Here is a 14,506-nt window from a genome sequence, read left to right as displayed (position 1 = left end):
AAGGATTATCCATGGCGCATTCACTAAAGACCCAGACCGCTCCCGGTGCCGTCGGGCCAAATCAGCCGGCCCTCGACTCCGAGGAAGTCTGGCAGGCCCGCGTCGATCTGGCCGCGTGTTTTCGCATGGCCGCCAGACATGGGTTGGAGGAAGGCATCTGCAATCATTTCTCGGCGGTCGTGCCAGGATATGACGATCTGTTCCTCGTCAATCCCTACGGCTATGCCTTTCGGGAGCTGACGGCATCCATGCTGCTGATTTGCGACTTCCACGGCAATGTCGTCTCAGGGGCCGGTCAGCCGGAAGCGACGGCGTTCTATATCCACGCCCGTATCCACAAGAACGTCCCGCGCGCCAAAGTCGCTTTCCACACGCACATGCCCTATGCCACCGCGCTCTCGATGACAGAAGGAGAGCCGCTCATCTTCGCCGGGCAGACGGCATTGAAATTCTACGGCCGGACGGCGTTCGACAGGAATTACAACGGTCTGGCGCTGGACGAGCGTGAAGGCGACCGCATCGCTTCAACGATCGGGGATGCGGACATCGTCTTCATGAAGCACCATGGGGTCATGGTGCTCGCTCCCAATATCGCCGAAGCCTGGGATGATCTCTATTATCTGGAGCGGGCTTGCCAGGTTCAGACGCTTGCCCTGTCGACCGGAAGAGAGGTTGTCGCGGTTGATCCGGCCATCGCGGAGGCGGCTTATCGGCAGATGCGGGAGGGTGATCCGGAATCCGCTCGTCTCCACCTTGAGGCAATTAAACGCACGCTTGATGTGGAAGCACCTAATTATCGAGATTGATGCCTATTTCGCCCGCTGCGATATATGGAAGAATGCGGTCAGGTTGATTTTGGTTCTCAGCGCTTTACCAGATGGATGCCCGCCAAGGTGCAACGAACCGACCCGCCCGCTTTTTCGATCGTCGGGATATCAAGGGCGACGGGTTTGGCGCTTTCCTCGATCACGGCAAGCTGATGCCGGTCGAGGCAGGCAAGCGCCGTGGTCGAAAGCGCCAGGATACGGCCGTCCTTTCCCTGAAGCTCCAGGGCGTTGCCGGCAAAATGCGAAATCTGCTCGTTCGTCAGTGCAACGATGTTACGGCCGGAGCGCTCCAGTCGGGTGACGATCTCCTGCCGTCTGAGCGGATCGGTCATCATGTCCAGCCCGATCATGGCGAAATCGGTGGCGATGCACATCAGGACATTGGTGTGATAGACGGCGACGCCATTTTCGTCGCGGGCGTCGAACACCATCGGCTCGTAGTTGAAATGGGTCGAGAAGCGTTCGAGCGCGATCGGATCGGTGCGGTCGGAGCGCACCGCATAGGCGACCCGGTCGATATGGTCGAGCACCATGGCGCCGGTACCCTCGAGAAAGAGCCCGTCAGGTTCGAGGCCCGAATAGTCGATGACCTCCTGCACCCGATAGCGGGTTTTCAGCATTTCGATGACATCGCTGCGCCGCTCGCGACGGCGGCTGACGGCTTTCATCGGATAGATCGCGACGTGACCGCCGGCATGGGTGGAGAACCAGTTGTTGGGAAAGACCGAATCCGGGGTCAGCCAACCGGTATCCTCGAACAGATGCACTTCGACGCCGTGACGTCCGAGCGTCTCGGCTGCCTCGGTTATTTCGCCATAGGCCATGGACGAGAGGTCTTCTCTGATGTCCTGGCTGCTCTGGAAATGATTGTCGGCCGCCGTTTCCGTGTTCACGGTGAAATGGTGCGGGCGCACCATGACGACTGCGGAGGGAGCCTGGATGGAATAGGCTGAATGTCTGGGCATCATCTTGATCCTACGCCTATCTTGCCCGCTGCAGCATGCCGAAGAGATCGCGCGGATCGTCGGGATCGGCGATGATATCGAGGTCCTGGTAGAATCCCGTGCCCTTGAGCCGGTCGCGGACATAGCGCAGAGCGGAGAAATCCTCGACTGCGAAGCCGACGCTGTCGAATAGCGTGATCTGGCTGATATCGCGTCGCCCCTCGGCCTGTCCGGTGATGACTTTCCACAATTCCGTGACGGGGTAGTCCGGTTCCATCTGCTGGATCTCGCCCTCGATGCGTGTCTGCGGCGGGTATTCGACGAAGGTGTCGGCGCGCAGCAGGATATCGCGATGCAGTTCGGTCTTGCCGGGGCAGTCGCCGCCGATCGCGTTGATGTGGATGCCGGCGCCGATCATGTTGTCGGTGAGGATCGTCGCACATTGCTTGTCGGCGGTACATGTCGTGATGATGTCGGCGCCTTCGATCGCGGATTGTGACGAGGTGCAGGCGCTAACCGTCAATCCGCTGCCGGAGAGGTTGCGCACCATCTTTGCCGTTGCCAACGGATCGATATCGTAGAGCCTGAGGTGATCGATGCCGCAGACGGCTTTCATGGCAAGCGCCTGAAACTCCGCCTGCGCGCCATTGCCGATCATCGCCATGGTACGCGCGCCCTTCGGTGCCAGATGCCGTGCCGCCATGGCCGAGGTGGCGGCGGTGCGAAGCGCGGTCAGCAGCGTCATTTCCGTCAATAGCACCGGATAGCCGGTCGAAACTTCCGCTAGCAGGCCGAAGGCGGTGACGGTTTGCAGGCCTTGCGCCATGTTCTTCGGATGGCCGTTCACATATTTGAAGCTGTAGATCTCGCCATCCGAGGTCGGCATTAGCTCGATCACGCCCTCGCGGGAATGGGAAGCGACCCGTGGCGTCTTGTCGAACAGCTCCCAGCGGCGGAAATCCGCCTCGATGACATCGGTGAGCTCGGCGAGCAGGGTTTCCAGCCCGATATGATGGACGAGCCGCATCATGTTCTCGACGCTGACGAAGGGAACGAAGGCTTTTTCCGATGGAAGGGGTGACGACATCACGAATTCCTCTGGCGCTGGGCTGATGGAGAGAGGCTAGCTTTCCCAGGTGTTGGCCGAAAGCGCAAAACTGTGCTAATTCCGGCAGTCGATTGTACAATTTGTTCAGCCGGATTGCATAAATTTACTAGCCTGGAGTGAGAAACATGGATGTCGCGAAATATTCACCCGATGATCTCGACCGCCGGATCATCGGCCATCTGCGCGCCGACGGACGCGCTTCCCTGACCAAGCTTTCGGATGCACTCGGCGTTGCGCGCGGCACGGTGCAGAACAGGCTCGATCGCCTGATGGAGACAGGGACGCTGCTCGGATTTACCGTGCGGGTGAGAGAAGACTATGATCTGAGCGCAGTGCATGCGGTGATGATGATCGAGGTTGTTGGAAAATCGACGACACAGGTCATTCGCAGGCTGCGTGGTCTGACGGAGATTTCCGCCCTGCACACGACCAACGGCAACTGGGATCTCGTTGCCAATATTCGGGCGGCGAGCCTTGCGGATTTCGACCGCGTTCTGCGCGAAGTGCGGATGATCGACGGCGTTGCCAACAGCGAGACGAGCCTGCTGCTGAGCAGCGTTTGATCGGGCTTCTCGGATCCGGCGGTCAATGCCGGGTCATTTGCGCGGCTTTTAGAACTTGCTGAACTGCGTTGTTTCGGTGGCGGTTGCGATAATACGGCTTGCTCGCGCCCGGTCATGCAGACATTGTAGTTGAAATCGGCCTCAGGCCGTATGATGACATTGCATGGATATCGGCGGTGCGCGGCACGGGAGGCTGCATCGCCGGTTGGGAGGGGACCGAACTGACGATCCACTCGGAGTGCCCAAAAGCTTCGCAATGAAGCTTGGCTCTCCTCAACCGATAGATTTGCCTCCCATGCCCTATACGACGACCATCGAGAATACGGTCTTCCGCTTTGGCGATTTGAAGGATCTTCTCGCCAAGGCGACGCCGGAGCGTTCCGGCGATCAGCTTGCGGGCGTCGCCGCATCAGGCCCGGTCGAACGTCTGGCCGCGCAGATGGCGTTGGCTGATCTGCCGCTGAAAGCGTTTCTGAGCGAGGAAGTGATCTCCTCTGACGATGACGAGGTATCGGCGCTGATCGCCGCGCGCCACGATGCGGCCGCCTTCGCGCCGATCTCGTCCCTCACGGTCGGCGAATTCCGCGAGTGGCTTTTGAAGCCGGAAACCGGGCAGTGCACGCTCGAGGCGATCACCTATGGTGTGACACCGGAGATGGTAGCGGCGGTCTCGAAGATCATGCGGCTCCAGGATCTGATCTCGGTCGCTGCCAAGCGCGAGGTCGTCACCCGCTTCCGTAACACGATCGGCCTGCGCGGACGGCTGTCGACGCGCAACCAGCCGAACCATCCGACCGACGACAGCCGGGGGATCGCCGCTTCCGCCATCGACGGATTGCTGATGGGGTCGGGCGACGCGGTGATCGGCGTCAATCCGGCAACCGACAGCGTCGCGGATTATATCCGGATCGTTTCCCTGCTCGACGAGCTCCGCGAGCGGCTGGCGATCCCGACGCAGACGTGCTGTCTCGGACATGTGACGACGGCGATCAGAGCCATCGAGGCCGGCGCGCCGGTCGATCTCGTCTTCCAGTCGGTTGCCGGCTCGCAAAAGGCGAATGCGGGTTTCGGCATCGATCTTTCGCTGCTGAAGGAAGCCTATGAGGCCGGCCGTTCGCTGAAGCGCGGCATGCCCGGCGCCAATGTGATGTATTTCGAGACCGGGCAGGGGGCGGCTCTCTCCGCCGACGCGCATTTCGGCGTCGACCAGCAGACGATGGAAGTGCGCGCCTATGCGGTTGCCCGCGAATTCGATCCGATGCTCGTCAATACGGTCGTCGGCTTCATCGGGCCGGAATATCTCTTTAACGGCAAGCAGATCATCCGGGCGGGGCTCGAGGATCATTTCTGCGGCAAGCTTCTCGGCCTGCCGATGGGCGTGGACGTCTGCTACACCAACCATGCCGACGCCGATCAGGAAGATATGGATACGCTGCTGACGCTTCTCTGCGCCGCCAACGTGAACTTCGTCATCACCGTGCCGGGCGCCGACGACATCATGCTCAACTATCAGTCCCTTGCCCATCACGATGCCATCTATTGCCGCGAAACGCTGAACCGTGCGCCGGCGCCGGAATTCGAACGCTGGCTCTGTGAGATCGGACTGACCGACAGGGCGGGTGCCCTGGTCGGAGCGCCGGCAATGCTGACCGACTATTTTTCCAGTTCAACCCTTGTTGGAGCCTGACATGGCCAATTCCGTCATCAATGCGCGCACGTCAAGCATCGCCGATCTCAAGGACATGACGGATGCGCGCGTTGCGCTCGGTCGCTTCGGCGCGGGCGCGCCGACAAAGGCGGCACAGGCCTTTCTACTCGACCATGCGCGGGCACGCGAAGCCGTCTGGTCGTCGGTCGATCAGGAGGGGCTGCAACGGCAGTTGCTGGATCTGGAGCTCGATGTTGTCGTAGTCGAGAGCCTTGCCGGAGACCGGAGCCAATATGTGCGCAGGCCCGATCTCGGCCGCAAGCTGTCGGCGACATCGTTGGCGCGGCTGGAGGCGATCCGGCATCGCGACGAAGGGTTTGATGTTGTCATCATCGTTGCCGACGGCCTTTCCGCCAGCGCCGTGGATATCAATGCCGCTGCCGTGGTCGGGGCACTTGCCGACCGGCTGCGCCGGCATGGACTCTCGTTGGCGCCCGTCGTCATTGCCAGCCAGGCGCGGGTGGCCCTGTCCGATCCGATCGGCGAGGCGCTTGCCGCAAAAACCGCCATCATGCTGATCGGCGAACGTCCGGGTCTTTCCGCCGCCGACAGCCTTGGTGCCTATGTCACCTATTCTCCCCGATCGGACACGCCCGATTCCCGTCGCAATTGCGTCTCCAACATTCGCGAAGGCGGATTGCCCATCGCGGCGGCGGCCGACCAGATTATCGAACTTGTTATCGCCATGAGGATGACCGGGATCAGCGGCGTCGGGCTCAAGGATGCCGTGGCGAAGCTGGAGGTGACGGCGTAGGCAAACTCCCCTGGAGCTGGCCGAACGCTAGGAAAAAATCACGAGACGACATTTCGCACGAAACGGACCGGCGTTTCGCCCGGATTGATGTAGGCATAATTCTGGGCGGTGCTGTAAACGGCAAAAGTCCCAGCCTTGTAATCGCGGGCTTCGCCGGAGAGTTCGAGGCGCAGCACGCCTTCGGTGATGTAGATCATTTCATGCCATCCCTGTGGGTCCGGTTCGGCATCGTAGCGGTCGCCTGGTCCGAGCGACCAGAGCCACATCTGGGCTTCGGTGGAGGCCGGGGCCGAGCCCAGGAGCACGGCCAGACTTTCCCCGCCTTTGCCACGCCATGTCACCTGGTTGATGTCAGCCCGCGAGGCGCGCGTCGGGTCACGTACCAGATCGACGAAATCGACGCCGAGAGCCACCGCCAGCTTGTCGAGGCTGGACAGGCTGATATTGGCATCGCCTGCTTCCACCGCGATGATCATGCGCCGGCTGATGCCGGACGCCTCGGCAAGCGCCGTCTGGCTGAGACCAGCAGCCTTTCGCAAGCGGCGCAAGTTGCCGGAAACATGGGCGAGAACGTCGCCACGTTCTTGACTGTGCAATATATTGCTCATAATGTTTCTCTATTCCAATTGCTGTCGCCGTTCAACAGCCTTTCGACGTGTCTGCCAAGGCAGCATCGCGAAGGATGCGTTGCGCGCGCGATCCACTAGATACGAGTGAGGGAGCAGGACATGAAGATTCGCGATTTCGGCGTCGAAATATGGATGAACCGCTATGAGACGACATGCGAATGGAACCTCGCCGAGACCTGCGTCGAGTCGCTGACCGTGGCGAAACTTCTGGAGATGGCGGGAAAGACGGACACGATCCTATCGGAGCTTCTGCCGCTCAAGCTGACCTATGGCGCGATCGAGGGCAGCGATCGGTTGAGGCGGCTGATTGCCGGCCTCTATGAAAAGCAGGCCGTCGAGAATGTCGTCGTGACCCATGGCGCGATCGGCGCCAATGCCCTGGTGCATGAGACTCTGGTCGAGCCGGGCGACCGGGTCATTTCCGTGTTGCCGACCTATCAGCAGCACTATTCCATTCCGGAAAGTTATGGTGCCGACCTGCAGATCCTCAGGCTTACCGAGGCGAATGGTTTCCTGCCGGATCTCCAGGAATTGCAGCGGCTGGCAACGCCGGACACGAAACTGATCGTCCTCAACAACCCGAACAATCCGACAGGTGCCCTGATGGACCGCGCCTATCTTGAAAAGATCGTCGAAATCGCGCGCATCTCTGGCGCATGGATCCTCTGCGACGAGGTCTATCGCGGCACCGATCAACAGGGAGACGGCATGACCGCTTCGATTGCCGATCTCTACGAGAAGGGGATCAGCACCGGCAGCATGTCCAAGACCTATTCGCTGGCGGGGCTGAGGCTTGGCTGGATCGTCGCCCGGAATGAATTGATCCACGCAGTATCGATCCACCGCGACTACAATACAATCAGCGTCGGCATGTTGGACGACCATTTCGCGGCCATTGCGCTTGAGAACCGCGACAAGATTCTCGCCAGAAGCCGGGCCATCACCCGGACCAACCTCGCCATTCTGTCCGAATGGGTCGAGAGCGAGCCGTTGATCTCCTGGGTCAAGCCGAAGTCCGGCACGACGGCGCTTCTCAAATATGATCTGCCGATGTCGTCCGAAGGCTTCTGTATCAAGCTGCTCGAACGGACCGGCGTCATGCTGACGCCCGGCAGCGCCATGGACATGGAGGGCTATCTGCGCATCGGCTACGCGAACAGCGAGGCGATCCTGCGCGAGGGTCTCAAGCGTTTGTCGCAGTTTCTGAGGGAGTGGCAATAGGCGGCGGCCTGATCCAGGACGCGCTGGCTGGTGGCTGGTTGCGCGTTTTCCCATCAGGTGCTGATGTCTTGCATAGCGGATCGATCCGAAAATATTGCCAGTGCCAGAACAATGAGGGTTGCGCCGACCCAATAAGGAGTTGCCGCACCCAGCATGGTGAAGGTTGCCGCAAGCAGTGGTGCGAACAGCCGCGCCAGCGCTTGTTGCCCCAGATAGGCTCCCTGCAATTGCCCCTGGTTCTCGGGTGAGGGCGAGCTTGTGGCCAAGGCGTTCATTGCGGGCTGGAACAATCCGTCGCCCAAGGTAAAGACCAGAATGGCCGGGATGAGCAGGGCTATCGAGGATGCAAACGCTATGGTGGCGATCAAGACAAAGCCGACGGCATTAATCAACAGACCAGCGCGGATAAGACGGTGGTTACCAAAGCGGAGCAGCAGTTTTCGCGTCAACATACCTTGGCTAAGGATGTCCATCACTCCGACTGCTAGCAAATACATGCCGATTTCAAACGGACCGAAGTGCAGAATCCGCATCAGGTAGACCGAAAAGTTGCTCTGCATCATCGCGCCTGAAAAGAAAAAGAGGAAGGCCGTGGCAAAGGCGATGGAGGTCGACCGCCTGCGGAGTATCGCGGAATAATGCGAAAATGCGCCCAGGGGATTCCACCTCATTTCCTGTTTGCGCAATTCCCGAGGATGGCTTTCGGGCACAGCGACGTAGACCCACAGAATGTTGAGAAGTGTGAGAGCCGCTGCGGCGAACAGAGGTATCGAGGGCGAGATTTCACCAAGAAGTCCACCGGCGACCGGCCCGACGATGAATCCTGCGCCTCCGGCAGCACCGAGCAGGCCGTATAGGCGCCCCGGTTCGGTCGTCGGCGTCACGTCAGCAGCGCAGGCATAGAGCGTGCTGATGTTTCCGGCGCTCAGCCCGTCGATCACCCTGCCGGCAAATAATATCCAGATCGATCCTCCGATCCCGAATACGAGATATCCGAGTGCCGAGCCGAAAAGCGAGGCGATCAATACCGGACGCCGGCCAAATCGATCGCCACAAGCGCCAAGCACGGGCGCGGCGATGAATTCGCATAGGGCATAGGTCGAGCCGATGAGGCCGCTATAGGGGGCGACCTGCTCCTGCGGCACATAGTGGCCGATGAGGAAAGGCACCACCGGATCGACTAGGGTAAGCCCGGAAAAATTAAGGAAAACCGATACGATCAGAACTGCACTGGGACCGGTCAGACGTGAGGCGAGGCTGTTTCTATTCATAAGGCTGGCTCCGATCGACGGATCCAGCCGGAGCAGCATGTCGTCAGGACAACCACACGGACGAACCCGTGGCGCAATTGCGCCGGGATCGTCGGGGTATCTCAGGGAGAGAAGAGCTCGTCTTCTCGCAAGGACCAGAGCTTCCCTCGTGGGAAGGGCTTGGGCCTACCGAGACCAAGCCTGCCTTTTTCGACGGCAGAGCCGTAGCATGAGAGCCACGCCTCGGCAAGAAGTGCCCGCCACTCAAACACAATGGCCGCCCCCGGTGTGGAGGCGGCCATTGGTTCGAATAGATGTGGTCCCTTGCCGCCCTGAGACGGCAGTGGATATATCAATCCACGGAAGTCAGCGTCACCGAGGTGCCGGTGGCGGCGACGTTGAGGCCAAGCTGGCCGGTCACGCTCACCGTCTGAAGGTGGATCGAGCCGGAGGTGCCGCCGACCAGGATGTTGGTGCCGATACCGACGCCGAGCGTCGCCTCGGCGGTTGCGCCCTGATAGAGGCCGCTCAGCGAACCATGATGATAGCCGGCTGTCGGCGCGAACACAGCCCAGACGAGCTTGCTGCGGGTGGTGAAGCCAAGATCGACACCCATCTTGCGGATGGCGCCGCTATAATGGTCCACGCGCTCCTTGCCGACGGTCGAGTGGAAGGTGCAATCGACTTCCTTGGCCGAGCCAAGCACATAGCCGACACCGCCGCCGATCTCGCAAGTGAGATAGCCGATCTTCACGCCGTTGCGCTGGTCCTGGTCCTGCTCCTGATAGGAGGGCGACAAGTCAGCCGCGCGTGTCACGGCCGTGCCAGCGACGATCAAAGATGCCGCCGAAAATGCCAGGGTGAGTATTTTTTTCATCTGTTTTCTCCTTGTCAGAGTATTCCGGGTGTCATGCACCCTTTTGATCGAGCCGTTTACGGTCAGCTCTTACTAACGTTTGTCGTCGCAGAAGGATCCCACAAAAATAAGGCGGCCATCGCACTTATCCCGATGATAATATAAGGATCTCCGCAAGCGACGTCATCCCCATCACCTCTTCACGTTTTGCGACGGGCTTTATTGCACCCATGATTTGGCTATCGATCACGCAAGATTGAAGACGGCGGGCCTTTGGTGGCCTGATCAATCATGCGTTCAGCCGCGGTTTGCCGCTGGTGTGAGGGCAAAGACGTCGACTCGTTCGCCAAGGCCTTTGAGGGGGAAGGCGCCGAGGCTTTCCACCTCGGTTTCGCAGCCAGCCATATCGACGAAGGCCTTGGAGAGGAGAACGGGCCGCTTGACGTCCTTGGTCAGCGTCTCCAGCCGCGAGGCGATGTTGACGGCCGGTCCGATCACGGTGAAATCGAGGCGTGTGCGGGAGCCGATATTGCCATACATGACGTCACCGACATGCACGCCGACGCCATAGCGCAGCACTTCGCGGCCATTGCGGCTGTTTTCCTCGTTCAGTGCGGCAACCGCCGCCGCCGCTTCGTCGATCGCCTGGAGAAGATTGGCGCAGGCATCGGGATTGCTGAGCGGGAAGATTGCCAGCAGTCCATCACCCATGAATTTGAGGATCTCGCCGCCGTGTTTCTCGATCGGCTCCGACATCGCGTCGAAATAGCCGTTCAGAAGCTCGATGACATCGTCGCGTGGCCACATGTCCGAAATCGTCGTGAAATCACGCAGATCGCAGATGAGGATGGCAGCACCCACGGTGGTGCCGCTGCCGCGGGTGGTTGCGCCGGCAAGGATCTGTTCGCTGGCATGCGGCCCGACATAGGTGCGCAGCAGCGTGCGCGCCAATATGTTCTTCAGCCGGATCTCGGTCACCAGCGTCAGGGCCGGCAGCAGATCCTTCAGGAAGGCGACGTGCTCTTCGGTGAAGCCGCCCGGCGCGTCGGAAGAAAAGGTGGCGATATGGCGCTTGCCGAGCGTGTGGTAGATCGGCCAGGCGATGTATTCCGTCAGTCCCTCGGCGCGCATTTCGTCGTAGAGGGCATAGGTGAAGCCATTGGGGCCTGGCTGCTCGAGATCTTGGCGGACCTCGGGCGCACCATTGAAGATCTCGTTCATCGGGCTGAGCAGGAACTGCGGCGTCTTTTCGACGCCATAGCTGAACGTGGTGATATCGGCTTCTTCCAGTCCCGTGCGCCACAGGATGCGCGCGCCGAGCCATTGCGGATGAAGCGTCCTGAAATGCAGCGTCGCCCTTCCGACGGGGACGCCGGCCGCGCGCAATGTCTCGCAGAGATCCACGAGGATATTGTCGATGAAACGTTGCTCGCGCGTGTCGTGGATCAACCAGTCGAGGATTTTGCTCCGCTTGGTCGGCCAGTTGCCATCGCGCTCGTCCTGCGAACCGGCAGCCGCCTGCGTTGAGAATTGCATTACCCATACCCCACAAATACTTGGTCTGTATCGGCCGCAGCATTGCTTGCAGCCGAAATGCGAATATACGCCCATTGCCGCTTCGCTGGAACGACAATCGCCCCGGCTGTGGATTTTGTAAATCGCAGGGTGCGGCGCTCGTCATTTTTCTCGGGCGCGATGTCAGGCATCCGTGCGAGATGACTGTACGCACATGCCGTGCAGCGCTATGTCTGGTCGTGATCCATTCCGTCTGTCATCGGTGATCCCAAGGCCGATGCGAAGCCACTTTTGCAGGAGAGCTTTCATGAAACCGTCCGAAGCATCGCGCATCATCGCGGACGAAGCCAAGATATGGCGCCGCGACATTCATCAGCATCCGGAGATCCTGTTCGACCTGCCGCGCACCTCGGCAATGGTGGCGGAGAAGCTGCGGGAATTCGGTTGTGAAGAGGTGGTGACCGGGATTGCCACGTCCGGGGTCGTGGCGGTGATTTCAGGCAACGGAGGTGCAGGCAAGACGATCGCGCTCCGCTGCGACATGGACGCGCTGCCGATGTCGGAACAGACGAACCTGCCCTACGCCTCGAAAGTGCCGAACATGATGCATGCCTGCGGGCATGACGGCCACACCGCCATCCTGCTCGGCGCCGCCAAGCGCTTTGCCACGGAACGGAATTTCGCCGGCAAGATCGTCCTCGTCTTCCAGCCGGCGGAAGAAGGCGGCGGCGGCGGCCGTGTCATGCTGGAGGAAGGTTTGCTCGAGCGCTTCGGCATCGAGGAGGTTTATGGCATGCACAATCAGCCGGGTCTTGACGTCGGCTCGTTCGCTATCCGCAGCGGTCCGATGATGGCGGCGGGCGACCGCTTCGTTATCACCATGACCGGGCTTGGTGGTCATGCGGCCACGCCGCATCTTGCCCGAGACCCGGTGCTTGCCACCTCACATTTGGTCGTCGCGCTTCAGTCGATTGCATCGCGCTTCGTCGATCCACTCGATTCCGTCGTGGTGTCCGTCACCTTCATCAGCGGCGGCGACCGCAAGGCGCTGAACGTCATCCCGCAGGCGGTCGAGGTCGGCGGCACGATCCGTACCATGCTGCCGGCGACGCGCCGCGCCGTCGAACAGCGGTTCCGCGACGTGGTCAAGGCAACGGCTGCGCTCTACGACGCCGAGGCCGTAATCGACTGGCGCCCGGGATATCCGGTGACCGTCAACGATGTCGAGAAGACCTCGGTCGCCATCGCTGCCGCTGAAAGCATCGTCGGCGCGGAGCGCGTCGACGGCAACTGGCCGATGACCATGGGGTCCGAGGATTTTTCCTACATGCTCGAAAAGCGGCCCGGCGCAATGATCTGGCTCGGCAACGGCGACAGCGCCGACCTGCACAATCCGGCTTACAACTTCAATGACGATGCCATCGCCTACGGCATCGATTATTGGGCTGCCGTGGCGGCGCAGCGCCTGTCGTAACGACAGGCTGCTGTCTGCTGGCCCTTCGTCTCAATAGATAGCCGGCGTCGTCACCATCAGGATCTCGACCGGAGCGTCTCCCTCGCACCAGAAGCGATGGGAGGCGGCCTCGTCGAAGGCGAAGCTGTCGCCGACTTCCAGAATGCTGGTGTGTCCCATGATCTGGAAGCCGAGCCGGCCTGAAATCACCGTGCCGCATTCGGCTGCCGGCAGGGTGTATTCCTCCGTGTCGGTCGCCGTTCCCGGATGAAGGATCATCCGCATCATCTGGATGCGCGGCACGGCGTCGGGCGACAGAAGTTCCTTGACGATCCCCTGTTTCGACAGAGCGATCTTGCGGCGCTGGGCGGCGCGGACCACGAATTCCGACTCCGTTGGTTCCGGCTGATCGAAGAGCCAGCCGATCTGGATCTCAAGCGCGTCGCAGATGAGACGTAGAGAGCGCAGCGATGGTGCGCTGATATCCCGCTCGATCTGGCTCAGCAGCCCGATCGACAGGCCGGTCTGCTTGGATAATTCATCTAACGAGATACGGCGGATCCGCCGCCTTTGCCGCAACCGCTGGCCAATGCCTCCCGTGACGGCCTGTTTACCCGAGGCTGTATCGAGCTTGGATGCTTCCGGCGCCATGGATCCTCTCCCCGATTATCCCAAACGTGAAAATACTATACAAAAATTTCAGTTATTGCAAAACGAAGACTTTCATGTTTCATTTTGCCCGTTGATTAGGCATAGGGATTTTCCGCCTCTGGATTAGGCGGATTAGGCCTATGGCCATAGCGACGACCTCTGTTTCGGGGAGCCGGCGGTATGAATCGCATTGAAAGAAACACCCGCTTGCCCCTGGCGCTCCTGATGGCGCCCTTGGTGCTATTCCTGCTGGTTTTCTATGCTCTTCCGCTTTTCAGCATGCTGTCGCGGTCCGTCGACTCGGAACAAGGGCCGACCTTTACAGTCTTCACCAATCTGTTCACCGACAGCGCGTTCTGGCGGGTGCTGGGCATATCCGCCACCGTCGGCGTGGTGACGACGGTGCTGTGCCTGCTGCTCGCCTATCCGCTTGCCTATTTCATGGCGCGACTGGAGCAGGGCACGGCCAACGTTCTTTTCGTTCTGGTGCTGGTGCCGTTCTGGACCAGCATTCTCGTTCGCACCTATGCCTGGATGGTGCTGCTTGGCCGGCGCGGCCTCATCAACGATGCCCTGATCGGACTTGGGGCGATCGAACGTCCCCTGCAACTGCTCAACAGCCGCACCGCGGTCTATATCGCCATGGTTCATGTGCTGCTGCCGTTCATGGTGCTGCCGCTTTATAGCGCGCTGCGCTCGCTCGACTGGCGTCTCGTGATGGCGGCCAGAAGCCTTGGTGCCCGATCGGCAACGACCTTCTTCAAGATCATCCTGCCATTGTCGATGCCGGGGGTTGCTACGGGGTGTCTGCTGGTTTTCACGCTGGCGATAGGCTTCTACATCACGCCGGCGCTGCTGGGTGGGCCGAGCGACATGATGATCTCGATGCTGATCGAGACCAAGATCCGGCAATTCGACTGGCCGACGGCGGCTGCCATGGCGGTCGTGCTGCTCGCCTGCGTGCTGGCCGTCGTCGCCCTTTTCGCGCGCTTCGTTTCCATTAACGCGGTCGTGCGGAGGTAGGCGG

Annotated in this window: 14 protein-coding genes; 7 read left to right on the top strand and 7 right to left on the bottom strand. The window is 60.5% G+C overall.

Translation table 11 applies throughout. From position 1 onward, the window contains the following. Window positions 1–11 precede the first annotated feature (11 nt). Window positions 12–806 (top strand): aldolase, encoded by a 795-nt coding sequence (locus tag AC1RO0_RS14470; protein ID WP_498593586.1) that lies wholly within the window; start codon window positions 12–14, stop codon window positions 804–806. 56 nt (window positions 807–862) lie between these two features. Here AC1RO0_RS14470 and ctlX read toward each other — a convergent pair whose 3' ends face one another. After that, on the bottom strand, window positions 863–1,795 hold the full coding sequence (ctlX, locus tag AC1RO0_RS14465) for a citrulline utilization hydrolase CtlX (protein ID WP_498593585.1): 933 nt from the start codon (window positions 1,793–1,795) through the stop codon (window positions 863–865). A 13-nt stretch (window positions 1,796–1,808) separates the two neighbouring features. Beyond that, window positions 1,809–2,858, bottom strand: a complete 1,050-nt coding sequence (gene ocd / locus AC1RO0_RS14460; RefSeq protein ID WP_498593584.1) for an ornithine cyclodeaminase — start codon at window positions 2,856–2,858, stop codon at window positions 1,809–1,811. Window positions 2,859–3,004: 146 nt separating this feature from the next. Between ocd and AC1RO0_RS14455 the strand changes: the two genes are divergently transcribed. From AC1RO0_RS14455 to eutC, 3 genes are all read left to right on the top strand, one after another. Continuing rightward, window positions 3,005–3,442 carry an Lrp/AsnC family transcriptional regulator gene (locus AC1RO0_RS14455; RefSeq protein ID WP_007688685.1) on the top strand — a complete coding sequence of 146 codons (438 nt, stop codon included), beginning with the start codon at window positions 3,005–3,007 and terminating at the stop codon, window positions 3,440–3,442. Between the two features lie 295 nt (window positions 3,443–3,737). Next, window positions 3,738–5,129, top strand: a complete 1,392-nt coding sequence (locus tag AC1RO0_RS14450) for an ethanolamine ammonia-lyase subunit EutB (RefSeq protein ID WP_498593583.1) — start codon at window positions 3,738–3,740, stop codon at window positions 5,127–5,129. A 1-nt stretch (window position 5,130) separates the two neighbouring features. Continuing rightward, window positions 5,131–5,904 carry an ethanolamine ammonia-lyase subunit EutC gene (eutC, locus tag AC1RO0_RS14445; protein ID WP_498593582.1) on the top strand — a complete coding sequence of 258 codons (774 nt, stop codon included), beginning with the start codon at window positions 5,131–5,133 and terminating at the stop codon, window positions 5,902–5,904. 38 nt (window positions 5,905–5,942) lie between these two features. Here eutC and AC1RO0_RS14440 read toward each other — a convergent pair whose 3' ends face one another. Next, entirely contained in the window at window positions 5,943–6,512 is a 570-nt protein-coding gene (locus AC1RO0_RS14440) for a helix-turn-helix domain-containing protein (RefSeq protein ID WP_498593581.1), read from the bottom strand. A gap of 120 nt (window positions 6,513–6,632) precedes the next feature. Here AC1RO0_RS14440 and AC1RO0_RS14435 point away from each other — a divergent pair, with 120 nt between their 5' ends. After that, window positions 6,633–7,754, top strand: coding sequence for an aminotransferase (locus AC1RO0_RS14435; protein ID WP_498593580.1), 1,122 nt, complete (start codon window positions 6,633–6,635; stop codon window positions 7,752–7,754). Window positions 7,755–7,807: 53 nt separating this feature from the next. Here the strand turns inward: AC1RO0_RS14435 and AC1RO0_RS14430 are convergent, their stop codons facing one another. From AC1RO0_RS14430 to AC1RO0_RS14420, 3 genes are all read right to left on the bottom strand, one after another. Beyond that, complete coding sequence (locus AC1RO0_RS14430) at window positions 7,808–9,025, bottom strand: MFS transporter (protein ID WP_498593579.1); 1,218 nt, start codon at window positions 9,023–9,025, stop codon at window positions 7,808–7,810. A 331-nt stretch (window positions 9,026–9,356) separates the two neighbouring features. Continuing rightward, window positions 9,357–9,881: a DUF992 domain-containing protein gene (locus AC1RO0_RS14425; protein WP_007688673.1), complete on the bottom strand. Its 525-nt coding sequence runs from the start codon at window positions 9,879–9,881 to the stop codon at window positions 9,357–9,359. Between the two features lie 276 nt (window positions 9,882–10,157). Then, entirely contained in the window at window positions 10,158–11,396 is a 1,239-nt protein-coding gene (locus AC1RO0_RS14420; RefSeq protein WP_498593578.1) for an adenylate/guanylate cyclase domain-containing protein, read from the bottom strand. Between the two features lie 286 nt (window positions 11,397–11,682). Between AC1RO0_RS14420 and AC1RO0_RS14415 the strand changes: the two genes are divergently transcribed. Beyond that, a complete protein-coding gene (locus tag AC1RO0_RS14415; RefSeq protein WP_498593577.1) occupies window positions 11,683–12,849 on the top strand; it encodes a M20 aminoacylase family protein in 1,167 nt (388 codons plus the stop codon). Window positions 12,850–12,879: 30 nt separating this feature from the next. Here AC1RO0_RS14415 and AC1RO0_RS14410 read toward each other — a convergent pair whose 3' ends face one another. After that, on the bottom strand, window positions 12,880–13,479 hold the full coding sequence (locus AC1RO0_RS14410) for a helix-turn-helix domain-containing protein (RefSeq protein WP_498593576.1): 600 nt from the start codon (window positions 13,477–13,479) through the stop codon (window positions 12,880–12,882). A 180-nt stretch (window positions 13,480–13,659) separates the two neighbouring features. Here AC1RO0_RS14410 and AC1RO0_RS14405 point away from each other — a divergent pair, with 180 nt between their 5' ends. Further along, entirely contained in the window at window positions 13,660–14,502 is an 843-nt protein-coding gene (locus AC1RO0_RS14405; RefSeq protein WP_498593575.1) for an ABC transporter permease, read from the top strand. The last annotated feature ends 4 nt before the right edge of the window (window positions 14,503–14,506 follow it).

This window comes from Rhizobium sp. GW821-FHT14E12 (genome assembly GCF_058803745.1).
This window is presented reverse-complemented; position numbering and strand designations above follow the sequence as displayed.